The sequence below is a fragment of the Nocardia spongicola genome (assembly GCF_047200775.1).
GTDB lineage: Bacteria > Actinomycetota > Actinomycetes > Mycobacteriales > Mycobacteriaceae > Nocardia.
Map to the genome: position 1 here is coordinate 972,965 of NZ_JBJZOO010000001.1, position 26,779 is coordinate 999,743.

At 65.6% G+C, this 26,779-nt stretch carries 22 protein-coding genes; 6 read left to right on the forward strand and 16 right to left on the reverse strand.

What is annotated here, in order from left to right; genetic code table 11:
* Positions 1 to 30: 30 nt before the first annotated feature.
* Positions 31 to 1,824: an aspartate--tRNA ligase gene (aspS, locus tag ACL02S_RS04195; protein WP_412800913.1), complete on the reverse strand. Its 1,794-nt coding sequence runs from the start codon at positions 1,822 to 1,824 to the stop codon at positions 31 to 33.
* A gap of 173 nt (positions 1,825 to 1,997) precedes the next feature.
* Here aspS and ypfJ point away from each other — a divergent pair, with 173 nt between their 5' ends.
* Positions 1,998 to 2,888 (forward strand): KPN_02809 family neutral zinc metallopeptidase, encoded by an 891-nt coding sequence (ypfJ, locus tag ACL02S_RS04200; protein ID WP_412800914.1) that lies wholly within the window; start codon positions 1,998 to 2,000, stop codon positions 2,886 to 2,888.
* Between the two features lie 189 nt (positions 2,889 to 3,077).
* Here ypfJ and ACL02S_RS04205 read toward each other — a convergent pair whose 3' ends face one another.
* A complete protein-coding gene (locus tag ACL02S_RS04205; protein ID WP_412800915.1) occupies positions 3,078 to 4,934 on the reverse strand; it encodes a hypothetical protein in 1,857 nt (618 codons plus the stop codon).
* Positions 4,931 to 5,260, reverse strand: coding sequence for a type VII secretion target (locus ACL02S_RS04210; protein WP_412800916.1), 330 nt, complete (start codon positions 5,258 to 5,260; stop codon positions 4,931 to 4,933). The genes ACL02S_RS04205 and ACL02S_RS04210 overlap by 4 nt, the downstream gene beginning before the upstream one ends.
* Before the next feature lie 275 nt (positions 5,261 to 5,535).
* Here ACL02S_RS04210 and ACL02S_RS04215 point away from each other — a divergent pair, with 275 nt between their 5' ends.
* From ACL02S_RS04215 to ACL02S_RS04225, 3 genes are all read left to right on the forward strand, one after another.
* Positions 5,536 to 6,540, forward strand: coding sequence for an NAD-dependent epimerase/dehydratase family protein (locus ACL02S_RS04215; protein WP_412800917.1), 1,005 nt, complete (start codon positions 5,536 to 5,538; stop codon positions 6,538 to 6,540).
* Positions 6,541 to 6,686: 146 nt separating this feature from the next.
* Positions 6,687 to 8,618: a 2-oxoacid:acceptor oxidoreductase subunit alpha gene (locus tag ACL02S_RS04220; RefSeq protein ID WP_412800918.1), complete on the forward strand. Its 1,932-nt coding sequence runs from the start codon at positions 6,687 to 6,689 to the stop codon at positions 8,616 to 8,618.
* Positions 8,615 to 9,694 (forward strand): 2-oxoacid:ferredoxin oxidoreductase subunit beta, encoded by a 1,080-nt coding sequence (locus ACL02S_RS04225; protein WP_412800919.1) that lies wholly within the window; start codon positions 8,615 to 8,617, stop codon positions 9,692 to 9,694. The genes ACL02S_RS04220 and ACL02S_RS04225 overlap by 4 nt, the downstream gene beginning before the upstream one ends.
* 58 nt (positions 9,695 to 9,752) lie before the next feature.
* Here the strand turns inward: ACL02S_RS04225 and ACL02S_RS04230 are convergent, their stop codons facing one another.
* From ACL02S_RS04230 to hisS, 3 genes are all read right to left on the reverse strand, one after another.
* Positions 9,753 to 10,763: a malate dehydrogenase gene (locus tag ACL02S_RS04230; RefSeq protein ID WP_412800920.1), complete on the reverse strand. Its 1,011-nt coding sequence runs from the start codon at positions 10,761 to 10,763 to the stop codon at positions 9,753 to 9,755.
* A gap of 143 nt (positions 10,764 to 10,906) precedes the next feature.
* Positions 10,907 to 11,554, reverse strand: a complete 648-nt coding sequence (locus ACL02S_RS04235) for a hypothetical protein (RefSeq protein ID WP_412800921.1) — start codon at positions 11,552 to 11,554, stop codon at positions 10,907 to 10,909.
* Positions 11,555 to 11,744: 190 nt separating this feature from the next.
* On the reverse strand, positions 11,745 to 13,016 hold the full coding sequence (gene hisS / locus ACL02S_RS04240; protein ID WP_412800922.1) for a histidine--tRNA ligase: 1,272 nt from the start codon (positions 13,014 to 13,016) through the stop codon (positions 11,745 to 11,747).
* Between the two features lie 149 nt (positions 13,017 to 13,165).
* Here hisS and ACL02S_RS04245 point away from each other — a divergent pair, with 149 nt between their 5' ends.
* Positions 13,166 to 14,038 (forward strand): peptidylprolyl isomerase, encoded by an 873-nt coding sequence (locus ACL02S_RS04245; protein ID WP_412800923.1) that lies wholly within the window; start codon positions 13,166 to 13,168, stop codon positions 14,036 to 14,038.
* A 391-nt stretch (positions 14,039 to 14,429) separates the two neighbouring features.
* Positions 14,430 to 14,990: a hypothetical protein gene (locus tag ACL02S_RS04250; protein ID WP_412800924.1), complete on the forward strand. Its 561-nt coding sequence runs from the start codon at positions 14,430 to 14,432 to the stop codon at positions 14,988 to 14,990.
* An 84-nt stretch (positions 14,991 to 15,074) separates the two neighbouring features.
* On the opposite strand, the gene ACL02S_RS04255 is transcribed toward ACL02S_RS04250, so the two are convergent.
* The 10 genes from ACL02S_RS04255 to ACL02S_RS04300 are packed head-to-tail and all read right to left on the reverse strand — an operon-like array spanning position 15,075 to position 26,703.
* Entirely contained in the window at positions 15,075 to 15,464 is a 390-nt protein-coding gene (locus tag ACL02S_RS04255; RefSeq protein ID WP_412800925.1) for a DUF4913 domain-containing protein, read from the reverse strand.
* Entirely contained in the window at positions 15,461 to 17,296 is a 1,836-nt protein-coding gene (locus ACL02S_RS04260) for a type IV secretory system conjugative DNA transfer family protein (protein ID WP_412800926.1), read from the reverse strand. The genes ACL02S_RS04255 and ACL02S_RS04260 overlap by 4 nt, the downstream gene beginning before the upstream one ends.
* 41 nt (positions 17,297 to 17,337) lie before the next feature.
* Positions 17,338 to 17,967 carry a hypothetical protein gene (locus tag ACL02S_RS04265; protein ID WP_412800927.1) on the reverse strand — a complete coding sequence of 210 codons (630 nt, stop codon included), beginning with the start codon at positions 17,965 to 17,967 and terminating at the stop codon, positions 17,338 to 17,340.
* Entirely contained in the window at positions 17,964 to 19,637 is a 1,674-nt protein-coding gene (locus tag ACL02S_RS04270; protein ID WP_412800928.1) for a peptidoglycan DD-metalloendopeptidase family protein, read from the reverse strand. The genes ACL02S_RS04265 and ACL02S_RS04270 overlap by 4 nt, the downstream gene beginning before the upstream one ends.
* 34 nt (positions 19,638 to 19,671) lie before the next feature.
* The gene (locus ACL02S_RS04275; protein ID WP_412800929.1) at positions 19,672 to 19,980 is read right to left on the reverse strand and encodes a transposase; all 309 of its coding nucleotides are present in this window, start codon (positions 19,978 to 19,980) and stop codon (positions 19,672 to 19,674) included.
* Positions 19,977 to 22,070, reverse strand: coding sequence for a putative type IV secretion/conjugal transfer ATPase (locus ACL02S_RS04280; RefSeq protein ID WP_412800930.1), 2,094 nt, complete (start codon positions 22,068 to 22,070; stop codon positions 19,977 to 19,979). The genes ACL02S_RS04275 and ACL02S_RS04280 overlap by 4 nt, the downstream gene beginning before the upstream one ends.
* Before the next feature lie 7 nt (positions 22,071 to 22,077).
* Positions 22,078 to 23,568, reverse strand: coding sequence for an SCO6880 family protein (locus tag ACL02S_RS04285; RefSeq protein ID WP_412800931.1), 1,491 nt, complete (start codon positions 23,566 to 23,568; stop codon positions 22,078 to 22,080).
* A complete protein-coding gene (locus tag ACL02S_RS04290; RefSeq protein WP_412801101.1) occupies positions 23,565 to 25,046 on the reverse strand; it encodes a hypothetical protein in 1,482 nt (493 codons plus the stop codon). Before ACL02S_RS04290 ends, ACL02S_RS04285 begins: the two co-directional genes overlap by 4 nt.
* On the reverse strand, positions 25,040 to 25,897 hold the full coding sequence (locus tag ACL02S_RS04295) for a DUF8175 domain-containg protein (RefSeq protein ID WP_412800932.1): 858 nt from the start codon (positions 25,895 to 25,897) through the stop codon (positions 25,040 to 25,042). The genes ACL02S_RS04290 and ACL02S_RS04295 overlap by 7 nt, the downstream gene beginning before the upstream one ends.
* Positions 25,891 to 26,703, reverse strand: coding sequence for a DUF8175 domain-containg protein (locus ACL02S_RS04300; protein ID WP_412800933.1), 813 nt, complete (start codon positions 26,701 to 26,703; stop codon positions 25,891 to 25,893). Before ACL02S_RS04300 ends, ACL02S_RS04295 begins: the two co-directional genes overlap by 7 nt.
* Between the last annotated feature and the right edge of the window lie 76 nt (positions 26,704 to 26,779).

Consider the following 26,779-nt stretch of genomic DNA (forward strand, 5'->3'; position numbering starts at 1 on the left):
GTATCCGCGCGGTCGAAGAGCCCGAAGAATCTAGGACACGGTCTGGACGTCCGCGGCGGCTTTCCGTTCCGGCTCGGCGTCCAGTCCGGCTTCCTTGCGCTGCTGCTCGGTGATCGGCGCGGGCGCATCGGTCAGCGGATCGACGCCGCCGCCGGTCTTGGGGAAGGCGATGACTTCGCGAATCGATTCCTCGCCCGCGAGCAGTGCGGTGACCCGGTCCCAGCCGAAAGCGATACCACCGTGCGGCGGGGCGCCGAAGGCGAATGCATCCAGCAGGAAGCCGAACTTCTCCTGCGCCTCCTCATGGCTGATACCCATCACCTTGAATACCCGCTCTTGCACATCGCGGCGATGGATACGAATCGAGCCGCCACCGATCTCATTGCCGTTGCAGACGATGTCGTAGGCGTAGGCCAGCGCCGAATCCGGCGCGGTGTCGAAGGTCTCCAGCGACTCCGGCTTCGGTGAAGTGAACGCATGGTGTACCGCGGTCCAAGCGGAGTGCCCCACCGCGACATCGCCGCTCGCGGTCACCTCGGCGGTCGGCTCGAACAGCGGCGCATCCACGATCCACACGAACGACCAGGCATCCTCGTCGATCAGCCCGACCTTGCGGGCGATCTCGGCACGTGCCGCCCCGAGCAGCGCCCGCTGCGCCTTCGCCGGACCTGCCGCGAAGAACACACAGTCACCCGGTACCGCGCCGACATGTTCGGCCAGGCCTTCCCGCTCGGCGTCGCTGAGGTTCTTGGCAACCGGACCGCCCAGGGTGCCATCCTCGTTCACCAGGACGTAGGCCAGTCCCTTGGCGCCGCGCTGCTTCGCCCATTCCTGCCAGGCATCGAGCTGACGCCGCGGCTGGCTCGCACCGCCCGGCATGACCACCGCACCGACATAAGGCGCCTGGAAGACCCGGAACGGAGTGTCGGCGAAATATTCGGCGCACTCGGTGATCTCCACTGCGAAGCGCAGGTCCGGTTTGTCGGTGCCGAAGCGCCGCATCGCCTCGGCATAGGTCATATGTGGGATCGGCGTGGGAATCTCATAGCCGATCAGCTGCCACAACGCGACCAGGATCTCCTCGGCCAGGCCGATCACATCCTCCTGGCGCACGAAGCTCATCTCGATATCGAGCTGGGTGAACTCCGGTTGACGGTCGGCACGGAAGTCCTCATCGCGATAGCAGCGCGCGATCTGGTAGTACCGTTCGATACCGCCGACCATGAGCAACTGTTTGAACAATTGTGGGCTCTGCGGCAATGCGTAGAAGCTCCCCGGCTGCAGGCGGGCAGGCACCAGGAAATCGCGGGCGCCCTCCGGGGTGGATCGCGTCAACGTCGGTGTTTCCACCTCGACGAATTCGTGGCGGGCCAGCACCGCGCGAGCAGCCGCGTTGACCTTGGAACGCAGCCGCATGACCTGCGCCGGGCCCGCACGACGCAGATCCAGGTAGCGATGCTGCAGGCGCGCTTCCTCACCGGGCTGTTCGTCCAGCTGGAACGGCAATGGGGCGCTCTCGTTCAAGACCTCCAGCTCGGTGACGTTCACCTCGATGCTGCCGGTTGGCAGCTCCGGGTTCTCGTTACCGCTGGGTCGCAGCTCTACGGTGCCAGTGACACGTACGCAGTACTCGGCGCGCAGCCGGTGCGCCTGCTCGGCAGGCACCCCCTCGCGGAACACCGCTTGCGCCACACCGGAGGCATCCCGCAGATCGATGAAGATCACCCCACCGTGGTCACGTCGCCGGGCCACCCAGCCGGTGAGAGTGACGGTCTGACCGGCATGCTCGCTTCGCAACGAACCAGCCACGTGGGTGCGCAGCACAGGATTCCTTTCGACGACTCCGGCACCCGAACGGTGTGACCAGGTGCGGGTCCATCGTAGTGAGACACTTCGGCCGAGTGGAAACCGAGAGCGCCGCACCCGTGTCAAGCTGTATCGACGGTGAGTGACCGAGGGGCGTGCGCCCTGTGCTGCGGACAACGGAGAAAGCGACGATGACCTTCAACGAAGGCATGCAGATCGATCCGGACCGAGTATCGTCCGGCGGCCCGGGTATGGGTGGCAAGCTCGCGCTCGGCGGTGGGGCGGGCGGACTGATCGTGCTGGTGCTGACGCTGCTGCTCGGCGGCACCCCGGAGCAGAACTACACAGCGCCGGACACCGCAGGCACCCCGAGCCATTGCAAGACCGGTGCCGACGCCAATAAATACCTCGACTGTCGGGTAGCACTCACCGCGCAGAGCCTGGACGCCGTATGGTCGGCCGAACTGCCGAAACAAACAGGCAAACGATACGTGCGCCCGGATGTCGTGCTCTTTTCCGGGGCCACCTCGACCGGCTGCGGTTACGCCACCAGCGCGGTGGGCCCTTTCTACTGCCCGGCCGACCGGACCGCCTACTTCGACACCAGCTTCTTCCAGGAACTGGTGGAAGGCTTCGGTTCCAGTGGTGGTCCGCTCGCGCAGGAATACGTGGTGGCACATGAGATCGGCCATCACATCCAGAACCAGCTCGGCGATATCGGACGCGCGCAACGTGATCCGCGCGGACCCGAGTCCGGCGCGGTACGCACCGAACTGCAGGCCGATTGTTATGCGGGTATCTGGGCGCATTTCGCGGACGATCTGCCCGCACCGGGTAGTGATCAGCCGTTCCTCACACCGTTGTCGGACAAGGACATCGACGACGCGCTCTCCGCGGCCGCGGCAGTAGGTGACGACCGCATCCAACGCGCCGCTCAGGGCAGAGTGGATCCCGAAGCGTGGACACATGGCTCGGCCGAACAACGACAGAAGTGGTTCCTCACCGGATACCGGACCGGTCAGGTCCGCGCCTGCGATACCTATTCGGCGCAAGATCTGAGCAACCCACCCGCATTGCGGTGACATCCGCTCCTGTCTGTAGACGTCTACAGACAGGAGATTCCGACCGGTACGGCCGCGCGGGCTCCCACATCCGGCCGTACCACCGCCTTGAAGGACCGCGCACCGGCGACCTCCGGCAGCTCAGCTGTCATCTGGTGCGCACAGCCGTAGTCGTACGCACCAGATGACAGTCGAAACCCTTGCTCCGGACTAGAACTGATCCTGTTCGTAGTCCGAACTGATGATCTCATCGGGATGCGTCACACCGATGACATCCGGCGTCGACTCCCCCAACGGGCCGGTGAGATCGGCGTTGCTGCCGTGCGGACTCGAGTAGGGCTGCACCGAACGTGAGTGTTCTTCGTCGTTATTCCGATGCCCCGCTGCCCCACCAGGACCACCCATGAAGCCGTTACCACCGGATGAGGTGGTGCCCGGCGTAGCGGTACCGAACGAGGTACTCGCACCGTACGGTGCGGCACCGGCACCCAGTGGCGTACCGGGGATGCCCGCGAACGGACGGACCGGCGGAACCACAGCGGCTCCGGGCATACCCGGGAGTTTGGGACCCGCGAACGCGCCGGGAGCCCCCGGTCGGCCCGAAGCACCGAGAGCGCCCGAAGTACCGGGGGCACCGGACCCGCCAGGGACACCCGACCCGCCGGGGCCTACCGGGATTCCGGACGACGCGCCGTAGTTCGTGCCCGGAACCTGCGCGGTCTGCACCGAGGCAGGGGCTGTCGCTTGGCTCGACGCCCCTGGTAGGGAGGAGTCCAGGCTCGCCGCCTTGGTCGTGGCCTCTGCCGCGCCCGACTGCACCTGGTCCAGGATCGGCTGGCCGATATTGCGCGCCAAGGTCTGGGCGACTTCATGCGGTGCGGGCCCGCCACCCGGTGCTACCAGTTGTTGCACCATGCCGCTGAGCTCGGCGGTCTTTCCGGCCAGATCCCCACGGGTCGCGTTGACCACGCTGACCGCTCGACCGAGATGCTGGGTGGCCGAGGCGATCAGCGCCGCTTGCGCGGGCGGAGTCATGATCGCGGGGGCGAGCGCGGTCGCCTCGGTGGCGAACGAGGTAGCGATGCCGAGCAGCTGCGCGTTGCCCTGCTGTACTACCGCGGCGGCGCGCTGAGTCAGCTCGGAGATATCGATGCCGCGCTGACCGGTCTCCTGCCCCTCGATATTCGCCTGCCTGCTCGCGGCCTGGGCATTGCGAGCGGCCTGACTCTGCCACAGCTCGTCGACAGTTGCCATGCTGCCCCGGCCCACCTGCATGGCGATCTCGATGATCTGCGAGGACTTGTTGAGGATCGCGGTCGGGTCGAACGCGCCGATGATGCCGCTACCGAAGCTGCCGAGCAGGTCAAGGATCGGCTTTATCAGTAGGTCCACCCCTGGCAGCGCGGGCAAGGCGATCCCGTTCAGCAACGCGGCGACCGGATCGGCGGGCAACGGCGGTAACGACGGCAACGCCGCCGCACCGGACGCCGGGCGCATCGCGGTGGACAGCGCATCAGAGGCGGTGGCGAACGCATCACCGAGAGCGGCACCCGCCTGGTCGAACACCGCACCAGCTGCCGCACCGGCCTGGTCGAACGCCGCACCAGCTGCCGCACCGGCCTGAGCGAATGCCGCACCGGCCTGGTCGAACGCCGCACCAGCTGCCGCACCGGCCTGAGCGAATGCCGCACCGGCCTGATCGAACGCCGTGGCCATCGGCGCGACGACCTGGTCGGCCATTGTGTTCACCTCGCCGAGTAACGGCGATACCTCATGCGGCAGGCCGGTCGGGTCTCCCGCACTCGGTGTGCCGTTCAGTCCTGGCAAGCCCGCGGGCATCGCACCGGTCGACTGCTGATCCTCGGAAATCTTGCGGGACAACAGGAACGCGGGCGGCTCGAACGGCGGCATTCCCTCCGGAAGCTGCGGCAACGGCAGGTCGAGTACCGCCCCTACCGGCGAGTTCTGCAGCGCATCCAGCACCGTCGGCCGGTCGATGACCTCCTCCGGCCCGGCGACAGCCACCTGCTCCATCGGCGCGATGACACCGCTGTCCATATGCCTCATAGCGCACCTCCGATCTGGCCCGCGGCTGCCCCGAGGTCGCCCGCGTTGGTCGCGTCGACGGCGTCATAAGCCGCGGCCGCGCTGAACGCCGCGGTCGAGAGCTGGGCGTACTTCGCCGACAGATCGTTGATGTCCTTGGCCTGCAGTACCTGGGCCGCGGCGAACATCGCCAAGTAGTCGGCGCCGATCAAACCGAATACCGGCACCATGGCGGACACTTGCTGCATCGCGTCGATATTGCCCGCCCCCGCGAGATCACCGGCGATACCCGCGTTCGTGGCGGCGAACTCCCGGACCGCTTCGGTCTCTACCGAGAGATCTTTCATCGAGTCTCCCCCCGAATCGTTGTGAACGTCTGTGTCGTGAACGTCTGCGTCATGAGCATCTGCGTCATGAACATCTGTCCGTACATGCCGTCGCGACTACCCGTTCCCTGCTCAATCGACAAGGGCCGCAACGGCTGCGCTCAATATAGCGGACGACACCGTCCTGTTTCGACCCGAGCGCATCGGGGGACAACGGGCTCCGCGCCGATCAGAACATATCGCGAACCACGTTAGAACATGTTGCAAATTAGAACAGGTTCTATATTCTTTCTGTTATGAAGGTCGCAGTGACCGGCGCAGCCGGCTACCTTGGCACGAATCTGCTCCGTCTCCTCGCCGAGCGTGGCCACCAGGTGACCGCCATCGATCGGGCCTTTCCCGACGAGAGATCAGCACCGAACGTCACCTGGGTACACGGCGATGTCCTCGATCCGCTATCGATGCGCACCGCACTTGCCGGCGCCGAAGTGGTATACCACCTGGTCGCGGTGATCACGCTCGCCGAAAAGAACGATCTCGCCTGGCGGGTGAACACCGAAGGCGTGCGGGTGGTCGCCGAGGCGGCATTGGCCGTCGGCGCCCGTCGTATGGTGCACACCAGCTCCATCCACGCCTTCGACCAGTACAACTGTGGCGGCCGGATCGATGAGAGCGCCCCGCGCTCGACCAATCCAGAGCTACCGGTCTACGACCGTTCGAAATGGGCGGGCGAGGTGGCCTTGCGCACCGTGATCGACCAGGGCCTCGACGCGGTGCTGTGCAATCCCACCGGTGTGTTCGGGCCACTGGATTACAGCAAGCCGCTGTCCCGCATCAACCGGACGCTCAAGGATGCGGCGCTGGGGCGGATCCCCGCCATGATCGGCGGCGGCTTCGACCTCGTCGACGTACGCGATGTGGCCGAAGGTCTGCTCTCGGCCGGGGAACGGGGCCGGACCGGGGAGAACTACCTGCTCGGCGGATCCATGATTTCGATGCTCGAACTGTGCCGGGTGGCCGCCGCTCACGGTGGCAAACGGGGCCCGAAGTTCGCCGTACCACCGAAGCTGGTATCCGGCATGATCCCGATACTCGCGCCGATCGGTAAACTCTTCAACTCCGATATCGTTTCCAAGGCCGCGCTCGGCGCGCTGATCTCCGCACCCGTCGTCGACCACGGCAAGGCCGAGCGCGAACTCGGCTACCGACCGCGACCACTCGATGAGACCGTTCGTGACCTGGTCGCTTTCTTCGACGATCCCGCCCGGCTGGATCCGCTGGGCGCCAGACAGATCGCGTAACAGCTGCCGGAATCCGCAATCGGCGTATCCGGTCACTCCGCTGCGGCCACCGAATCGCAGCGGGTCACCTTCTCCACGGACATACCACGGCCGACGGAGTAGTTTGGCGATGACACCTCACCACAACGAGGAAGTGAAGCAAACATATGGTTTCACACCACGATGATGTCGCCACAGCGAAACTGGAGAAGGTCGTCATCCGGTTCGCCGGGGATTCCGGCGATGGTATGCAACTGACCGGCGATCGCTTCACCCATGAGGCCGCTGCCTTCGGCAATGATCTGGCTACTCAACCCGACTTCCCAGCCGAAATCAGAGCGCCGCAAGGCACCTTGCCCGGTGTCTCGTCGTTCCAGATCCAGATCGCCGACTACGACGTTCTCACCGCGGGCGACCAGCCCGATGTGCTGATCGCGATGAACCCGGCCGCGCTGGAGGCGAACCTGGACGATCTCCCGCACGGCGCCACCATCATCGTGAATACCGATGAGTTCACCCCACGCACCCTCGCGAAGGTCGGCTATCCTGCCGATCCGCTGACCGACGACACTCTGTCGGATTTCGTGGTCCACCAAGTGCCGATGACCACACTCACCATGAGTGCCACCGAGTCGACCGGGGTGGGTAAGAAGGATGCCCAACGCGCGAAGAACATGTTCGCGCTCGGCCTGCTGTCCTGGATGTACGGGCGTTCGATCGGCGGAACCGAGCAGTTCATGCGCGAGAAGTTCGCCACAAGACCGGATATCGCCGAAGCCAATATCCTGGCCTTCCGAGCGGGCTGGAATTACGGCGAAACCACGGAGAGCTTCGCCACCACCTACCAGATCGCACCCGCGCAACTACCCGCAGGCACCTATCGCCAGATCACCGGCAACACCGCGCTCGCCTACGGTCTGGTCACCGCGGGACAGCTCGCCGGGCTGCCGGTCTTCCTCGGCACATACCCCATCACACCGGCCTCGGACATCTTGCACGAGCTGAGCAAGCACAAGAACTTCGGTGTCACGACCTTCCAGGCCGAAGACGAGATCGCCGGGATAGGTGCGGCACTCGGCGCTTCGCTCGGTGGCGCTCTCGGAATCACCAGCACCTCCGGCCCAGGGCTCGCGTTGAAGAGTGAGACCATCGGCCTCGCGGTGATGACAGAGCTGCCGTTGGTCGTGATCGACGTGCAGCGCGGTGGGCCGTCCACCGGCCTGCCAACCAAAACAGAACAGGCCGATTTGCTGCAGGCCTTCTTCGGACGCAACGGCGAATCGCCGGTAGCGGTGCTCGCACCGTGTTCTCCTGCCGACTGCTTCGCTATCGCGGTGGCGGCGGCACGGATAGCGCTCACCTACCGCACCCCCGTAGTGCTGCTGTCCGACGGCGCGATCGCGAACGGCTCGGAACCGTGGGCGATTCCGGATGTCGCGCAACTGGACCGGATCGATCCGGCATTCGAGCCGGAAACCGAGGAAACCGGCCCGTTCCAGCCGTACTCCCGCGACCCCGATACGCTGGCGCGTCCCTTCGCCGTCCCTGGTACCCGCGGACGCACGCACCGTATCGGCGGGCTGGAGAAGGCGGACGGCAGTGGCAACATCTCCTACGATCCGGCCAACCACGACCTCATGGTCCGCCTACGCCAGGCCAAGATCGATGGTATCGATGTGCCCGATCTCGAAGTGGACGATCCGGCAGGCGCTGCCGAATTGCTGTTGATCGGTTGGGGCAGCTCCTACGGTCCGATCGGTGAGGCGTGCCGACGCGCCCGCCGCCGCGGCGTACCGGTGGCTCAGGCGCATCTGCGATATCTGAATCCGTTGCCCGCCAATATCGGTGATGTGCTGCGCCGCTATCGTGTCGTGGTCGCACCGGAGATGAACGGCGGCCAACTGGCGCTGCTGCTGCGCGCGAAGTGCCTGGTCGATGTGCGGCCCTGGACCAAGATCGCGGGTACCGCGTTCTCCGTTCAGGAAATAGTGGGGGTCATCGACGCGGCACTGGATGGATCGCTGGAGGAGATGGAACAGGACAAGGTCTTCGCCGCCAAAGCGCGGGCCACCTATCACACAGCCAGGGGTGATGCATGACCATCGTGGAAACCTCGCTTGCCGGTACCGATCTCGGTCTGACCGGGGTATCCGAGGTGCCTCGTGCGGACGGGCCGCAGAAGGCGAAGGATTTCACCTCTGATCAGGAGGTGCGTTGGTGCCCCGGATGTGGCGACTACGTGATCCTGGCGACGATCCGCGGCTTTCTCGCCGAGCTCGGTATCCGCAGGGAGAACCTGATGTTCGTCTCCGGAATAGGCTGCTCCAGCCGATTCCCTTATTATCTGGAGGCGTACGGCATCCATTCCATCCACGGCCGAGCGCCAGCCATCGCCACCGGCCTCGCGGTCAGCAGGCCCGATCTGTCGGTCTGGGTGGTGACCGGCGACGGCGACGCACTGTCCATCGGGGGCAATCACCTCATCCATGCCTTGCGGCGCAATGTGAACATGACGATCCTGCTGTTCAACAATCGCATCTACGGCCTGACCAAGGGCCAGTATTCCCCGACCTCGGAACAGGGCAAGATCACCAAGTCCACCCCGATGGGGTCGGTGGACCACCCGTTCAACCCGCTGTCGGTGGCACTGGGCGCGGAGGCGAGCTTCGCCGCTCGCGCACTGGACTCCGATCGCGCCGGGCTCACCGAGGTGCTCCGTGCCGCCGCCGAGCATCGCGGCACCTCGTTTGTGGAGATCCTGCAGGACTGCCCGATCTTCAACGACGGCTCGTTCGATATGTTGCGCCGGGAGAATGCCGCGAATCACCTCATCCCGCTGCGGCACGGCGAACCTGTCCGATTCGGCGCCGAGGGTGAATTCGCGGTGGTCCACCGTGGCTTCGGGCTTGCTGTGGTTCGTGCCGACAGCGTCCCTGAGTCCGATATCGTCGTGCACGATATGCATATCGACGGCCCGGAGTACGCCTACGCGCTGTCGCGGCTGTCCGATCAAGATCTCGGCCACGTCGCCACCGGCATCTTCCGTAATGTCACACGGCCGACCTACGACGACGCCGTGCGTAATCAGGTCGCGGCGGCCCATGAAAGCAAGCCGATCGCTCCCGATTCGCTGCAGTCCCTGCTCACCGGGACGGAAACCTGGACGGTCGGATAGCGGAAACGGCGAAATCGGCACCAGAGGCGGCCGGGCCGAGACAGCCGACGAACAGGGTTCAGCCGCGCTTGGCGAAGCCGAGGTCGATAACGGCATCGCGTTCGAGCACGAGTTCGGCGACCGAGATATCGATCCTGGTACGGGCGAGTTCGTCGATGGCCAGATCCGGCACGATCGTGTACGTACCGTCCGCGCAGGTGACCGGGAACGAGCTGATCAACCCCTCTGGTACGCCGTAGGAGCCATCCGAGGGGACGGCCATGGAGACCCAGTCGCCGTCCCTGGTGCCATGCACCCAGTCGTGGATGTGATCGATCGCCGCGCCCGCCGCGCTGGCCGCGGAGGAAGCGCCACGGGCCTGGATGATCGCGGTGCCGCGCTGTTGCACGGTCGGAATGAACTCCTCGGTCAGCCACGCCTTATCGTCGAGGAGATCGAAGGCGGGACGGCCGGCTACCGTGGCGTGCGCGATATCCGGATACTGCGTCGCGGAGTGATTACCCCAGATCGCGACGCGCGCGATATCGGTGACGGGCGCGCCGGTCTTCTGCACCAGCTGCGCGAGGGCTCGATTGTGGTCGAGGCGAGTCAGCGCGGTGAACCGCTCGGCGGGAACATCGGGTGCGTTGTTCATCGCGATGAACGCATTGGTATTGGCCGGATTCCCGACCACGAGTACCTTCACCATGTCCGCGGCGGTGGCGTTGATCGCCGCACCCTGTTCGGTGAAAATCGCACCGTTGGCCGCGAGCAGATCCGAGCGCTCCATCCCCGCGGTGCGCGGCCGGGCGCCGACCAGCAGCGCGATCTCGGCGCCCGCGAAGCCGACCCATGGATCGTCGCTGATGTCGATGGACTCCAGCAGGGGAAAAGCCCCGTCTTCCAGCTCCATGGCGACGCCTTCGAGCGCGGACACCGCGGCGGGTACCTCCAGCAACCGCAACCGCACCGGAGTATCCGGGCCGAGCATCGCGCCGGAGGCGATCCGGAACAGCAGGCCGTAAGCGATCTGGCCTGCGCCCCCGGTCACGGTGACGGTGACAGGTGCGGTCCCAGCGGCGGTGCTCACGACGAACTCCTTGCGGTCGGCAGGCTCTTATCGCCCACCATATCGACTCTCACTGCCTCCGAACCCCAACGGTGAGCTACGCTACAGTGACCCATAGGCGATTCACACCGGCTTCGATCGAGCCACCCCGCGGGCACTCGGAGTCAGCCGAGGGCCGCGACCTCGCTGTCGGTCAGCACAATCGGCGACACCGCATCCTTGGCCCGCGCCAGCCGTACCGCTCGATACAGTGGCCGCTGCTCCAGCCCGGCATCACGTGCCGCTGCCCGCAGCTGCTGGACCAACATGGCCGATACCGCGACGGCCGAGGCCGAATGACCGGCAGCGAGTGCGTCCGCGAGCCTGCGCAGGCCGAGCAGATGTAATTCGCGGCCACTGCCCGCGTCGGTATACATGGCCAGCGGGATGATCTGCGAGATCCCCGCCGCGGTTACCCGCAGCGCGATACGGCTCAACCGGTTCGGGAACACCAGCACCTCGACACCGACCACAGCCGTCATATCCAGCTGCCGTTCACCGAACACCCTGCGGACACGCAGTACGGTCCCTGCCAACCACATACGCCGCCTGCGCAGCGCGAGGGTGTACAAGAGGGTGGGCGCACCGATGACGAGGCCGATTGCTACCGCGATCGGCCAGCTCACCACGATCGCGGCGAGCAACGCGGCGCCGAGACCGATACCCGCCGCGGCCAACGCGAGACGGCGCAGCATCGGCATATACACCTCGGGCGCGACCAGATCGAGCCCTACCGGAACGACCGCCTGCTGGTCATCAGAATTCGCCGACACTGCTCTGCTTTCTCCAGACTTCGGGCCGCTCCAGACTTCGGCATCAGCCGTATGCGCCGGTCACGCTACCGCGTTCACACCCATACCTACAGCGATTCACCCACCGCGCCGCGGGCGCGTCGCACTCGGCACCGGAAACCCGTAACGCCGAACCCAGGAACCCGCGGCCGGATCCGACTCCGCGCGCACACTAACCGGCAAGTGACTCCCGGAGCACGACGAGCACATCGGGCAGCGGAACCTGGCGCTGCGCGCCGGTCACCATATCCTTGAGCCCGACGGTGTCCTCCGCGAGATCGCGATCGCCGAGCACCAGGGTGAACCGCGCCCCGGACCGGTCCGCGGCCTTCATCGCGCCCTTCACCCCACGCCCGCCATAGGCGAGGTCGACCCGGACTCCCGCTGCCCGCAGCTGTGCGGCCAGCACGACCAGCCGCTGTCGTGCGGCATCGCCGAGCGGAACCCCGAATACCTCGCAACGCGCCGGATCACCCGCCGTTTTCCCTTCGGCGGCCAATGCCAGCATGGTGCGGTCGACGCCGAGACCGAAACCGATACCAGACAACGGCTGCCCCCCGAGATCGGCCATCAACCCGTCGTAACGCCCGCCGCCACCGATACCGGACTGCGCGCCGAGACCGTCGTGCACGAACTCGAAGGTGGTCTTGGTGTAGTAGTCGAGCCCGCGCACCATGCGCGGATTCACCACATAGGGCACGCCGAGCGCGTCCAGGTAACCGAGCACCTGCTCGAAATGCGCCTTCGCCGATTCCGAGAGATGATCGAGCATCAACGGCGCGTCCGCGGTCATCGCTCGCACTTCAGGGCGTTTATCGTCCAAGACGCGCAGCGGATTGAGCTGGGCCCGCTGCTCGGTCTCCGCGTCCAGCGGCAGTCCGAGCAGGAATTCCCGCAGCAGTTCCCGATACTGCGGGCGGCAGGTCTGATCGCCGAGCGAGGTGATCTCCAGCCGGAAACCGTCGAGCCCGAGCCCACGGAATCCGGCATCGGCGACGGCGATCACCTCGGCGTCGAGCGCCGGATCGTCGACCCCGATCGCCTCGATCCCCACCTGCTGCAACTGCCGGTACCGGCCGGCCTGCGGCCGCTCATAACGGAAGAACGGACCCGCGTAACTCAACTTCACCGGCAGCTGGCCCCGGTCGAGACCATGCTCGATGACCGCGCGCATCACCCCGGCGGTTCCCTCCGGACGCAGCGTGACACTGCGATCGCCACGGTCAGGAAAGGTGTACATCTCCTTGGTGACCACATCGGTCGACTCGCCGACACCACGGGCGAACAGGCCCGTGTCTTCGAAAACCGGCAGCTCGATATGCCCGTACCCGGCCAGTCTGGCGGCCCGCAGCAAGCCGTCGCGCACCGCGACGAACTCGGCCGAGCCGGGTGGCACGTAGTCCGGTACCCCCTTCGGGGCAGAAAAGCTGCTGGTCTTGGTCACGATGCTCCAGTTTCCCCACTGCGGCCCGAGAAGTCCAACCGGTTTGTCGTATCCCTTCCTCGGAGAGGATCGGAAAGGATGCGAAACAGTCTCAGAAAGAGATGGCACACTCGTATCCCGATGCAACCGGATACAGGAGGAACGCGGTAGTGCCGAGCAACCAACAGCGACGAGCAGCGGCGAAACGCAAGCTGGAGCGTCAGCTCGCCAACCGGGCACAGCGGGCACGTAGGCGCAAGCAGCTCACCATCGCCGGATCGGCGCTCGGCGTCGTCGTGGTGGTCGCTGCCGCCGCGGGAATCTACCTGCTGACCCGCGGTGAGGACAGCGGCACCGACGCCGCGCCGACCACCGACACCGCGCTGTCCGACTTTCCCGCGCCACCCCCCGCGAAAGCCAAACCCGCGACCGTCAATTGCGAGTATCGCGCCGACAAACAGCCCGCGGCCGAACCCGCGACCACACCGAAAGCCGATGGCATCCCGACCACCGGCGCCGATGCCACAGTCAGCATGAGCATGGAGACCAACCAGGGTCCGCTCGGCCTGACCTTGAACAATGCCGAGTCACCCTGCACGGTGAACAGCTTCGTCAGCCTGGCCGCGCAGAATTACTTCGACGGCACCGAATGCCATCGGATAACCGCTACGGATAGCCTGAATGTCCTCCAGTGCGGTGATCCGACCGCTACCGGATCAGGGGGACCCGGGTACTCGTTCGACAACGAGTACCCGACCGATCAATACGCTCCTGGTGATCCGGCGGCAGGTACCCCGGTCCTGTACCAGCGCGGCGTCCTCGCCATGGCCAACAGCGGCCCCAACACCAATGGCAGCCAGTTCTTCATCGTCTACGCGGATTCGGCGCTGCCGCCGCAGTACACGATCTTCGGCACGGTGGACGAGAACAGCCTCGGCACCCTCGACACCATCGCCCAGCTGGGGCAGGACGGCTCCGGAGAGCCTTTCGACGGCAAACCCGCACAGCCGGTCGTCATCGAATCGGTGCGCCTCGATCGTTGATCGTCTGCGGTGTGGGTCCGTCGCCTGATGTGGTCGCGGGCCCACACCGAATCCGGGGGTCGGCCATCCGAACGAGGAGAGGCCGACCTTTCTGTCCTCGATCCGGAGACCATCCTGTCCATTTCCGTCCTACGCAGGAAATGGACGATATGCTGATGCTCAGCATGCTCATGCGATTGCGCCCGGCGGGTGCCGGGTAATCTTGAACCAAGCAGTTCCTGCAGCGTAACCCCGCACCAGGCGATTTCCGTTGGAGTGTCGCGCCACGCGTACCGCAGGTGCCGCAGTTCTCGCGCGAGATCCGCTGCGGGGGACTACAGTTCGCCTGGCAGTATCCGTTACCGAGCACCACAATCATCCATAGTGATCACCGCAGCATCGGGGAGCAGCCATGTCCGAGGAACTGGACGACATCGGCCGGGAAACCGCGGCCATGATGAGGACAATGTTGCAGCTTGCGACGCTCGTCGCTTTGCGGACCCGCGAGCGCGGTCAGAAAGAGGCCGAAGCGCGCGTCAAACTCACCGAGGCGCGCCTCAAAGAGGCCAGGGAGATGCAGACCCGTGAGGCCCGCGACGCGAAGGCCAAGGACCCACGGAATGCCGAGCTGGCCCGGTTGATCGAGCGGCCGAGTACGGACCGGGGAGTGTCCTTGGAGAAGGACCGCTCCGCCGCACCGTCCGAGTCCACCGGAATGGTCGCCGCTGTCGCTGCCGATACCACCCCCCCTGCGCAACCGGCCGTGCAATACGACTCCGCGGAACGCCGCGCGGCCCTTGCCGCGCATCTCTCCAGAATGGGTATCGCACCGGAGTTGGTCGAGGTGCGGATGCTGACCGAGATCGGACATGCGCAACCACCGGAAGAAGCCGTACGTACCCGACCAGAGGAGATGCCCACTGTCACCAGAGCGCGGAGACAGGAATCCCGCGGCCTGGAACGCACAAGATAGTCCCCGCCGCGAGCACTCCTCGGTTCGCCGAGCGAGCACGACTGCTTCCATCGGTCCTCGCGAGCACGGCTACCGCGCCGCCGGTTACCGGGGAGATTCTTCCGTCGGGAGATGATCGACCAGCCCCGGCTGCAAGGGTTCCACTGGTAGCCGACTGAGCATACCCTTGTGGCCGTTGCGTACGCTGCAGTATTTGAACGGTCCATTCGGGTCGAACAACTTCGCCATATGTGGGTCCGCGTGATCGAGGAACCAGACACTCATACCGGTTCCCACAACGTTCCGGTAGTACTCCCAGGCTTGCCAGAGCGCGTCCAGCCGTATATATGCCTCGTGGTGCCGCCACCATTCCGGACACCAGACCGTATCACTGTGATCGGTGACCTGCCGCTGATAGACCTTGCTGAGATGTTTCTCGACGAACTCCCCCACATTCGCGTACACGAGTTTGGGCTGTTCTTGGTCGTCGGTCACAGTGGCCGAACCTCCTCGATCTGTCCTTGATCCGGTGGCGGTGTGGATTTGCTCAGCGACGGCGCAGCGGCCAAATCCGTAACTTGGGTCTTGCGCTGCGGATCATGATGCGAAATGGACTTCTTCACTTCTGCGGCGTACTCCCCCTCCCACCACGGCACCGTGCGGATCAGCACCGGCGGCGCGCCGGAGGGGAACAGGATGGCCCGGCCGCGCGGCAGAGTCGCCAATGCGTTGACCGTGAACGTCTTCGCCGAACTCAGTGACCGCGAATACGTCTTGCTGCCGCCCTTGGCTTCGGAGACCGACCGCGAGATCGTGTCGTATTCGCCGATCGCGTCCGAACGTTCCTGCAGGAACTTGGTGTCGTCCACACCGCTGCCGAGCACTTTGATGTTCGCCGCCGCCCACAGCGCGTTCATTCCGCTCTCGCCCCAGCATCGGACACCCTGCGCCCAGGATTGCAGCACTGTCATCACCACGATGCCACGCGAACCGAAATGACTGTACTGCTTGGGCAGATCCTTCCAGCGCACCACATTCGCCGCTTCGTCCAGCACCGCGAGCAACGGTATCGACAACCGGCCACCGGCCGACTGCGAAGCCTTGCGCATCGCCACATCGATCACCGCCTCGGCGAGCGCACTCACCAGCGGGGCCGCCGACCCTCTGCCCTCCAACGACAGGCTGTACAGCGTGCCATTGCGCTCCAGGAAATCCATTTCGTCGAACTGTGTACCGCCATACTCGTTGGTGATCCAGGGATGCACATTCGACAGCTTCAGGCACCGAGCCATCTTCTTGGCCGTGCCGAAAATCCCGCTGCGCGTGCGTGGTTCGGTGTTGTATTGCGCGGACAGACCGGAAGCCGTGTAATGATGTCCCGCAGCGCGCAGGAGCTCGATGGGTTCGGTGTCCTGCGGATTGGTCACCCACTCCCAGACCTGCAAGATCGACCTGCTGCCCGCGTGATCGCCGACCGCGGCGGCCAGGAACAGGCCGGCCAGCAGATCCTCGGCTTCCGGATCGAAGAACGCGTCGGTGGTGCCGTCATCACTGTCGTCACCATCGGCGAAGTGCCCGGCCAGCCGCGCCGCACGCATCTCGCTTCCTGGGCGCCCGGCATCCACCCAGGACAACGGGTCCCAGAACCAGGTCGGCTCCTCACCCGCCACACCCTGTGGGTCGAAGACGAAGGTGGGGCTACCTTTGGCCTTCCTGACGTCTCGGGTGGCGTCGACGACGTCACGCTTGTTCGAGGTGGCCAATACCGGCCCGATCGCGGTGAGGATCGCCGGGATCACCCTCGAAGTCGACTTCCCCTGCCGTGGACCCCAGATATCGAGATGCAGATCCTCATAGGAACCGTAGAGCATCGTCCCATCGGATACTCCGACACCGATCGGCACACCGGGGATGTCGTTGTAGCCGAGTCGCACTCCGAGCTGTTCGGCCTTCTCCCGGACACCCTCCTCGGTGAGCATCGAGATCGCGCCGCCGTACCCCATCACATCGGCCTTGTCATCGACCGGCAGCCTGCCAACGGACCCTTTCCGCTGCCGGTACCCGCGAATCACGAAATAGGCCAGCACGGTCAGGAGCACCAGCACCAGGATCACGGTAGCCGCACCCGGCCAGCGCAGCGTCCCATCGGCCAATTCGGCGGCGATAGCGATCGGGTTCAACGGGAAGTCCTGCCGCTGCGCGGAGAGCAGATTCCCCAGCTGCAGGGCAAGCCACAGGGTGCCGACGATCGCGAAGCCCGCGTAGATCAGGTACAGGCTGATATCGGGTGCGGGGATAGCCGGGTCCGTCACCTTTTTCTTCGCCATGTGTGTCTCCTCGGTCGGCCGTTCGATAGGGCAAGCACTGGTCAGCGGAACTCGTCGAGTCGCCAGCCATCGGGTGTGCGCACGACGGTCGCGATCACCGTCGTCGGCGGTAACGGCTCCCTGCGTCCGCTCGGATAGACGACGGTCTGCTCGATTCCGATCTTGAACTGCTGGATGTTCGGATCGCCGTGGCGCGGTGCCTGCTCACCGGACGCGAAGGTGAACGCCTCGACCCGCGCCCCTTCCGCCGCCCAATCCGACCACCGCAGGCTGGGTTTCGGTGCCTGCGCTTCCGGCGGCGGTGTATCCAACGTACGAAGCAGAGTGGGACCGAGGAACTTCCGTGCCCGAGCCAGAGCGGCGCCCTGGCTCTCGGTGGCGGGTTCCCAGCTGTAGATCTCTCGTAATGCCGCGACCGCGACGCCATCGGCCAGCACGGGATCCGGCGCGGGGACGTCCTCGAGCAATCGAGCCGAAGAGGTCACCGCGTGTGCCGCACCGGACCCGTTGTCCGCGTGGTCCGCTCGGCCACAGGCCGCGCCGAGCACTGCCAGACTCACCACCAGCACCACCACCAGTTTCGCACGCGCGTACGCGCTGTCCCTCCAGGCTAACCGCACCGCACTGTGGTGCGGCGGTGCTGCGACGGGGCCGGGCCGGAACACACTCACAACACCCTCCTCGCTCGCCCATCCCCTGGTACCGGAACTTCCGTGACACCGCCCGCCGATCCGGGGAGCGCGCTGGGCCAGGACCGGATCATCCTGCCCTGCCCCACATAGATACCGACCTGAGCAGGTCCGCGTGCCCCGAACGAACTGAACACCAGATCACCCGGCTGTACCGTGCTCATCCGCACTTCGACCCCTGCCTCCCATTGCTGTTCGGCCGTCCGTGGCAGCGTCACCGCTCCGGACGAGGCCGCGAATACCGCCGCCGAGGTGAGCCCCGGCCCGTCCAGGCCACCTCCGCTCGGCCCCTGTGGCCCGCCACCGCCCCAGACATACGGGGTGCCGAGCCATTCGTACGCGGCGGCGACGATCTGCTCGCCTGGTGCGCCCTCCCCCGGGATGAACCGGCCGAATGAGCCCGGTGCGCGGTATTGCGCCTCCAGTACCAGGATGTTCCGCACATACGGCTGGGTCTCCAGGTAATGTGCCGCGATCTGGTTCGGTATGCCGCCCGAGGCCAGCACCGCCCCCTCACCCGCGTTATACGCGGCCAATGTCAGCGCGATGATATCGCCGGACACCCTGTTCTCGGCCTGCCACCCCAGAATCTTGCGCACGAGCGCGCACATGTATCGGCCCTGACCGATGATCGCGTCACCGTCGTCCCACACACTGGCCACACCATTGCCATCGGCGTCGATCACATAGGGTCTGCCGTCATCCGGATTGATACTCGTCGCCGTCGTCGGCAGGAACTGCGCCAGCCCCTGCGCACCGGCAGGTGAGAGCGCGCCACGCCGGAAACCTGATTCCTGCCTGCCCTGCGCGGCCAGCAACGATGGCGTGATCTGCGGACAGATCGACCCCGCCCGGCGATACCAGATCTCCAGTTCTCGCGGCACCGTGCCCGCCGCGAGTGCGCCACCGGCGGTGCCGAAGCCGCGGCGGCACCGCGGATCGCTGGAATAGGCATGCGCACCACCGACATCCGGGGTTGGAGCGCCGTCAAGCCACGGCACCGGATCGATCGGCCGTCCGCCGGTGAACCGGCCCCCGGGAACGATCTCGAAATGTAGATGCGGGCCGCTGGATTCGCCCCCCGAGCCGACCATGCCGATGTGCTGCCCCGCGCGCACTCGGTCACCTGCCCGGACCAGCACCCCATAGCTCCACATATGCCCATAGACAGCCGAATACGAACGGCCGTTGCTATCCACCGAATCGATCACGATCCAGCTACCGAAACCCGATGCCGGACCAGCAGCCACCACCCGGCCATCCGACACCGAGAAGATGGGGGTCCCAGCAGGCGCGGCCAGATCGATACCCTTGTGCGCGCCCCCTCGCGAACCGAAGATGTCCGATACGGTGAAGGTGCCCGCGACCAGCGGCAGGGTCCGGCGCAGCAGCCCCGCCGCTGCGGCCGATACGGGTGTCGCGGTCGGATCGCCCGGCAGCGCGTCGGGGCCGATGGCAACGGGATCAGCGGTAACCACCCCGTGTTGATCATCGGCCGGGTATCCGCCCAGCGGGTCGATCAGATCAGCCGGACCGAGCACCGAGCCGCCCTCGCACTCATCGTCTACCGCGGGCATGACGATCACCAGGACGATCGTCATGAGTCCGAGTACAACGCCAAGTGCCGTCCACAGCGCCGATTTGCCGCTCATAGCCGCTGCTCTCCGATCGCGGGCCGGGCGCGACTCACCTCCGGTGCCGGGTTTCGTTGAGCGTATCGGCCAAGGTTCGGTTCATCTCGGCAGCTGCCGCCAGTTGTTGCTGCAGCTGTGCGACTTTACGCCGTAGCGCGGTCGCGTCCATCCGCTCCAGGCTCGGGCCTTCCGCCGCACGGACCCAATTGCGCACCGAATTCGTATGCACACCGATCTGTTCGGCGACCACGCGACATGCCTCCGACTCACTGCGCAGCTTGTCGGTGAGCGCGATGACCTGCGTCACCGCGGCCTGGCGTACCTCGGGGGACACTCGGCGATAGGACCGTTGCGGCATCATGCGGCACTCCCCGGCGAATCCGTTCCTCGTGCCTGCGATCCGGTGAATTCGCTGAACCGTTGGTTGGTGTCGTGGATCCCGCTTTCTCGCTCCGACTGTGTGAATTCCATGTGGAACGGGATGCCGGGCCTGCGATCCTCACCGATCTTGAGCAGGAATTTACCGGTACCAGGCGGAGAGGGCCGCTGTTGTCCCGGCTTGAGCGCTTCGCCGGTCAGTGCTTGCGGTGCGGACCACCCGGTCACCATCTCCGCTTCGGCAGAGGTGAACGGAACCGTGCTGTCCAGTCGGTTGATCTCCTCCGCGGGAAGTGCGCCGAAGATCTTGGCGCGAGCCCGTTCGAGAAAGCCGACTGCCTTGGCGATGGCAGCTTCCGACCCGAGTGCTTGGAGGTCTTTGATGGTGTGACTGATCATGATCAGAGCGGTGGCGATACCGCGCTGCAGCCGGGTGAGCTCGTCGACACGGTCGACCATGAAGTCGCCGAGGCCGAGCACCTGCCACAGCTCGTCCATCACCACCTGGAAATAACGCTGCGTCCCGAGCTTCGCATCGGCCAGCACATGTGCGGCCTCGACGGAGGCGAAACCATCGGCCCAGCAGGCCAGCATGACCGCGGCCTTGAGCTTCTTGTCGCCGGTCGGGATATGGGAGACATCCATACACACCGCGACCGCGCTGGTATCGATCGCCACCGTGGTCTGCCCGTTGAAGACCGCGCCGAACGGCCCCTGGGTGAGCGCCCGTAACGAGCGACGCAGTCCTTTGATCGCTTCCTGGTACTCGTCCGGATCGTCGGCGCCCGCGTCCAGCATCAACTCCGTACCGCCGCCGACGATCACGTCGAGCAGATTCTCCATGATCGGCGGCTTATCCGGCGTGTACCCGCTTCCCGGCTGGTAGAGGATACGCAATGCGGTGGAGATCAGAGTCTCCTCATAATCGCGGACACGGTCGCCGCGCACCAGTTCGACCAGACCGGCGATCAGCGTCACCTGTCTGGCCCGCAGATCCTGTAGCACTTGCAGCCGCAGGGCCGGAAATTCCGCCAACTTCGGAACTATCGCGCCGAGCACACCCGCGGCAAGCGGATTGAGCTTGCCATGCCCGTATCCCAGATCGATGACCTGTCCCCCGACCTGCTCGACCAGCTTACGGTAATCGGGTTTGACGTCGGCCAGGATCAATGGCGTTATCCCCTGCGCGATACCGCCGAGCACGATCCGGCGCACCAACGACGACTTACCGAAACCGTTGAGACCGAGCACGAACAGGCTGGGCGCGGTGATGAAGCTGCCGCGCAGAAACCAGTTCATCGGGTCGAAACACACCGGTGCGCCGGTGTGCAGATGTGATCCGAGCGGCGTGCCGATCAAGGGCGCGCCCGCGCCGACCGACCACGGCCACAAACCGGCGACCTGGGCGGTGGTAGCACGATATTCGACCGGGCGGCCCACCACGTTCATCCGGCCACCACCTGGGCCCGCGTAACCTCGGTCGGTGAGTTGCGCTGTGCTGCGGTCGAACCCGTCCTCGACCAGCTGTTCGGCCCTGGCCTCGTAATTCTGCCTGCGGATATCGTCGGTGCGAATCCGGAACTGGGCCCACGCCGCCCGCACACCGCTGCCCTCGCGGGCGAGGATCTCCAGTTCAGCCCTGGTGGCGTCGTCGAGCAGTGGCGGACCGGACTGTTTACGCCGGTCCGCCTTTGCCTTTGCCCGCCGAGCCGCCTTGTCCTGGTCCGGGATGCCCATAGCGCGGTCGGCCGTGTAGTCGACCTTGGCGGGCCGTCGGGCCACCCGGCCGTTCCTGGCCGCATTGCGTTCCGGCCGCCGGTCACCCGGTTCGGTGATCATGCCGCGGGGCAGGCCTGCGCCGCGCGCGCCCACCGGTCGGGCCGTGCCTGTTCCATTGCGCCGCTCGGATATCTCGGCGTCCGGCCGCCCCTCGCCGCTCACCCGCGCCGGATCCCGCGTGGAGCGGCCTGCCCGTTCCGGCCGCCCCCGCTCGGCGCGGCCTGCTTCCTCGATCCCGCGGCGACGCGGGTGCTCGCCCCGTTCCGGTACGAGTGACTCGTCGTTCTGTGCCATGAATCGCTCACCCTGCCAGTGCCTTCGGAATAGTGGCGTGCTCCGGCAGAATCACCCCGCACCCGAGCGACGCCGCGAATGCGGCCGCCTGGTAGCGGTAACACCGCCGAATCCGCAACCGTGCCTGAGTCGACAGGTCGCGGGTAATGGCTTCGATGCGCGGCAGATCACCACGCAACGGTTCGGTGATCGTCACCAACACACCGAAGCGGGTGACACCGTGTCCCCTGGCCTGCTCCTCGCGGGCCTGCTGGGTCGCACCGACGCGCAGGGTCGCCGCCGCCGAAACAACCCCTCGTTCGCTCTGCTGCGCCACCAGGGCGTTCTTGAAATCGTCATCGACGATTTCGGCGGCGTCCGCCGCCGAATGCGGCCGGTAGACGATCGCGATCCGTTTACGCGGAACTTCGGGATTGGGCGCGAGCAAGCGCTGCAGTACCCGTTCGTCCACAGCGCCTTCCGGTGCCGCGTCCATCTCCCAGGTGACCGACCGGCCACCGTCGTGTACCAGGTGATCCCACTTCTCGTCATGCGATACCGGACCCGCGTCCGACCAGTCCAGACCGTGGCCATCGGCTTCACCGGCGGCGACTTCCAGATCGGCCTGTGCGGCGGGATCGTAGCTGCGCCGGATGAAGGCGATCACCTCGTCAGCCGCCATCGGCTGTGCGCGCACCCCTGCCTCCGCCAGCGCCGCACAGATACCGGGCAGGCGACGGCCGATCTCCACAGCCTCCTCCGCCGGGTTCTTACGCCGCTCGGCAGTTGTGGCCTTGAAGGTGATCGCCACACGCGGCAACAGTTGCACCCGCTCCTGCGGTAGCTCGGTGGCCAGCTCGTACATCACCTGCTGGGCCAGCTCCGGCGCCTGCGGCTTCGTGATCGTAGCGACCTCGGTGAGCAGACGGTTTCCGGTCTCGGGCACCGTGTCGATGACCGGAACGACAGCGACGATATCGCTGGTCTGACCGACCGAGGCCAGAAAGGTCCCCCACGCCGATACCCACCGGTCGATCACGGGTTGATCCACCGCCTCGTGCCCCTGCGGCCAAGCGCGTAACACCACGGTGTACTGCGCGAACTGCGGCAGATGGATCATGCCGAAGCTGTAGCCGCCCGCGTCGATGCCCTCATAGAGTTTGGCGGGTGCGAGCAGGCCGGGTAGACGGGTGACCCCACCCGGAATGCGGGAGAATCGACCACCGCGGTACACATGCTCGCCGCGACTACGTGAACGCATCCAATGGAACATCATCAATCCCGTCTCGTAACCCGAACGGCCTCCGGTCCGCCACACCAGCGGAACCAACACAGCGACACCGAGGCCGCCGACGATCACACCGGCTCGGAAGCCGCCGACCATCGCGGTGATCAGCGCGGTGATCACGACGACGAAGCCGAGTACGGTCTCCTCCCAGCGCAGACCGAAAAGGCCCGCGCTGCGCGGCTTCTGCCAGAGCCCGTACGAGCGCCGCTGATAAGTGTCGGTGACTGTCATCGTGGAATGGTGCTCCTCCCCAGATCGGGTGAGCGGTTCGCCCAGCGATCACCCGCGACATCACCCATGGCTTGATCGGCTCGGTTCAGCCCACCGCTCGCGGCGCGTGCCGCCCCGAGCCGTCCCGCCGCCCTGGCCGCTCCGGACGGTACTCCGGCCTCACCACTGGATTCGGCGGCGCGCGGGGCCGCGCCGCCTTGTCCGCCACCACCACCCCGTGGCGGCGTCGGCCGTGGCGCACCGCCACCGCCAGGTCCGCCAGGTCCGCCCGCACCACCAGGTCGCGGACCGGTGCCACTGCCGCTCACATAACCGGCCGCGCCAGGGGCGGCCGCGTCCTTGACGCCGACGGCCTTCGTGCCCATGGCGCCGAGGCCCGCTGCCGCGAGCAATGTTCCGCCGGTCGCGGTGAGGCCGGAACCACCGCTACCGACGATCGCGACCGCCGGGGTGACCAAGCGCATGAGGGCGGGCAATACGAACGCCACACTGCACAGCAGCACAATCGCCACCAGCATGCGCTGGGCCTGTTCACCCTCCGGTAAGCCACTGGTCGGGGTGAGCTCGTCGACATGGCCCGCTGTGGTGAACGCGATCATATAGACAATCGCGGCTACCGGTTTCCACAGCATGAAGGCGATGATCCAGCCGACCAGTTTCTGATAGGACTGCTTGCCCACGTTCATACCGGACGCCGCCGCCGCCATCGGCAGCACACCGGCCGCGATCACGAGCAGGCCTTGACGAACGATGGCGAGCACGATCTGTGCCAGCGCGCCGAGCAGGCCGACAATCGCGATGATCAGGACCAGACCAGGAGAAAATGCTTGCAACTTGCTGGTTTTCACCATCAATTCGGCGAGGTTCTGCGCATTTCCGTCGGTCGAATCGTTGATGATCCACTCCGCGAAGCGATCCGAGGCCTGAGTGCCCGCCACGATCACCGCACCGAGCATCCAAGAACTGAACACCACCCTGGCGAACATACGGAACGACTCCGTCGCCTCGTTCATCACCGCCCCGCGTCTGGCTTCGGCCAATCGCGCGCCGGAGAGGATGACCGATGCGATCAACAGCAGGATCTGTATCTGATACGTGTAATCGTTGATCTTGGTGAACAGCGAGCCCGAATCACTGGCCACCTCGTTGGGCACCTTCATCCAGAAGGTCAATGCCAGAATGAGAGCCTCACCGAGACCGCTCATCAAGGAATCGACTACTTTGCCGAAAGTCGAATCCCACGCCTTGTCCCGCACCGCCGTCGCGGCCTGCCCCGGATGAGAAGCGGCATTACCCGCCTTGCACGCGGCGGATGCGGCGTCACCCAGGGAAATGCCTGGGATGCCGATATTGTCGAGAGTGTCGTGGATCTCGTTACACGTCTCGTCGAAGCCATAGGTCTGGCCGTAGGCTACGGTCGGCGTCGCGATCATCACCGTGAAGATGACCGCGAATATCGTGACCAGCCGCCTCACCATAGTGTCCACCCCTCGATACTCCGCAGGGAATCGATCTGCACTCGCTGGTCGCCCGTCACCGCGGTGAGTTTCCAATCTCCGTCTCGCCATACGACCGCCAGGCGCATGCCCACCCACGTTGGTTGGCCATCAACTGTTTCACGAGCCTTTCTCGCAAACTGAATCATCGCGAAATCATCTGAATAGCTTTCGATTCGGAACGCATCTGAAGCAAACAACAACGGCACGAGCTTGTCCGGTAGCCGGTCGGACACCTCGCCTTCGGCTACCAGACGGTCGTATTCGGCCAAGTACTCGGGTGTTACGTCGACCAGCCGGACCAGAAGATCACGATCCTTGGGATTCGCATTCGTTCGCCAGTAGATCTGCTCAGCGGCCAATGCGGCCCCCTGCGGCGTACGCGCGAACCCGACGGCGGCCGAACCGTCGATTCCGGAAGGACCATCGGAGGTGGAGAAGCGCACTACCGGGCCATTGAATATCCGCTGCCATACTCCCGCACCGTTCGACGGAGCAGGCGCGGCAACACGCGATCCCGGCATATCCGGTTGCCTACGCTGATCGGGATGCTGTCGCAGAGCAACTCCCGCCGTGACGACCGGCACATCGACACGACGACCGAACATATCGAACTCCGGGCTACCGAATACCACAGTTGTGTCATCCACCCCAGCGGATACCGGTACCGGAGTGATCTCCGATGCCGCGTCCGCCTTCGGCGCCTGATCGTCACCGGATGAATCGTCCCGTACGGAAAAAACCGTGACACCAATGGCTATTACGACACTGAGCACCGCGCCGGCACCCATCAACGCGAGGGGCCTTCGACCGGAACTACGCGTTGTCACCATGTCGTCCACCCCTGAAGCGACTCGATGTACTCGGTCCTGGCGTTGTTGGTCATCGCGGGCTTGAGTCGCCAGTCGCCCGCGTCCCATACCATGACCAGGCGCGTCGCCGCCCACAGCTGCTTACCGTCCACCACCGGGCCTCTCGTGGCCAGGCGGATGATCGCGAGATCATCGGCATAGTCGTCCACCTTGAACGCGTCGGAGGCGATGAAGTAGCGGGTCACCTGCTCCGGCTGTTGTTCGGGCAGGCGGTCGTCGGCCAGCGCTTTGTCGTAGGCGGCGATCTGCTGCGCGGTCACCCGCACCTGGCGGACATACAGATCGCGGTCGGCGGGACGGGCGTTGAGCCGATAGGTGATCTGTGCCGCGGCGAGTACCGCGCCTTGGGGGGTGTGTGAGTACCCGACGGCCAGATCGTCCTCGATACGTGTCGGCCCATCGGAGGTGGAGAACGGGACGGAGGCGCCGTACACCCGCTGCCAACCGTACGGTTCGGTGGTGCCCTCCGGCGCGGCGGTCAGCCAGTCCGGATCACCCGGTTTACGCTGCCGCGTCGGATCCTGTGGGAGCGGTTGTCCGGCGGCATTGTTCGGTATGTCCACTCGTCTGCCGAGGATATCCACCTCGGGTTCGGTGAACCCGGTGCCACCGGAACCCGCTGCGACCGCAGGAGCGCCGCTCACCTCTTCGTCCGCGCGACCGAGATAGACCACGACACCGACGATCACGATGAGCGCGAGCACGGCGGCGGAGGCCACGGCGCCGAAGGAGACGCGGTCACGCGCGTACGACTCCTTATCACTCACGTCGCTACCTCCAATGCCCTGCGGCAGAGTGTGCCTGCCGCATTACCGTGGAAATCATTCCCGCGTAATTCCCCGT

Coding starts and splice junctions, on each gene's coding strand:
- ypfJ (WP_412800914.1), top strand. CDS start 1,998: ATGACCTTCAACGAAGGCATGCAGATCGATCCGGACCGAGTATCGTCC.
- ACL02S_RS04205 (WP_412800915.1), bottom strand. CDS start 4,934: ATGAGGCATATGGACAGCGGTGTCATCGCGCCGATGGAGCAGGTGGCT.
- ACL02S_RS04210 (WP_412800916.1), bottom strand. CDS start 5,260: ATGAAAGATCTCTCGGTAGAGACCGAAGCGGTCCGGGAGTTCGCCGCC.
- ACL02S_RS04215 (WP_412800917.1), top strand. CDS start 5,536: ATGAAGGTCGCAGTGACCGGCGCAGCCGGCTACCTTGGCACGAATCTG.
- ACL02S_RS04220 (WP_412800918.1), top strand. CDS start 6,687: ATGGTTTCACACCACGATGATGTCGCCACAGCGAAACTGGAGAAGGTC.
- ACL02S_RS04225 (WP_412800919.1), top strand. CDS start 8,615: ATGACCATCGTGGAAACCTCGCTTGCCGGTACCGATCTCGGTCTGACC.
- ACL02S_RS04250 (WP_412800924.1), top strand. CDS start 14,430: ATGTCCGAGGAACTGGACGACATCGGCCGGGAAACCGCGGCCATGATG.
- ACL02S_RS04260 (WP_412800926.1), bottom strand. CDS start 17,296: ATGGCGAAGAAAAAGGTGACGGACCCGGCTATCCCCGCACCCGATATC.
- ACL02S_RS04270 (WP_412800928.1), bottom strand. CDS start 19,637: ATGAGCGGCAAATCGGCGCTGTGGACGGCACTTGGCGTTGTACTCGGA.
- ACL02S_RS04275 (WP_412800929.1), bottom strand. CDS start 19,980: ATGATGCCGCAACGGTCCTATCGCCGAGTGTCCCCCGAGGTACGCCAG.
- ACL02S_RS04280 (WP_412800930.1), bottom strand. CDS start 22,070: ATGGCACAGAACGACGAGTCACTCGTACCGGAACGGGGCGAGCACCCG.
- ACL02S_RS04285 (WP_412800931.1), bottom strand. CDS start 23,568: ATGACAGTCACCGACACTTATCAGCGGCGCTCGTACGGGCTCTGGCAG.
- ACL02S_RS04290 (WP_412801101.1), bottom strand. CDS start 25,046: ATGGTGAGGCGGCTGGTCACGATATTCGCGGTCATCTTCACGGTGATG.
- ACL02S_RS04295 (WP_412800932.1), bottom strand. CDS start 25,897: ATGGTGACAACGCGTAGTTCCGGTCGAAGGCCCCTCGCGTTGATGGGT.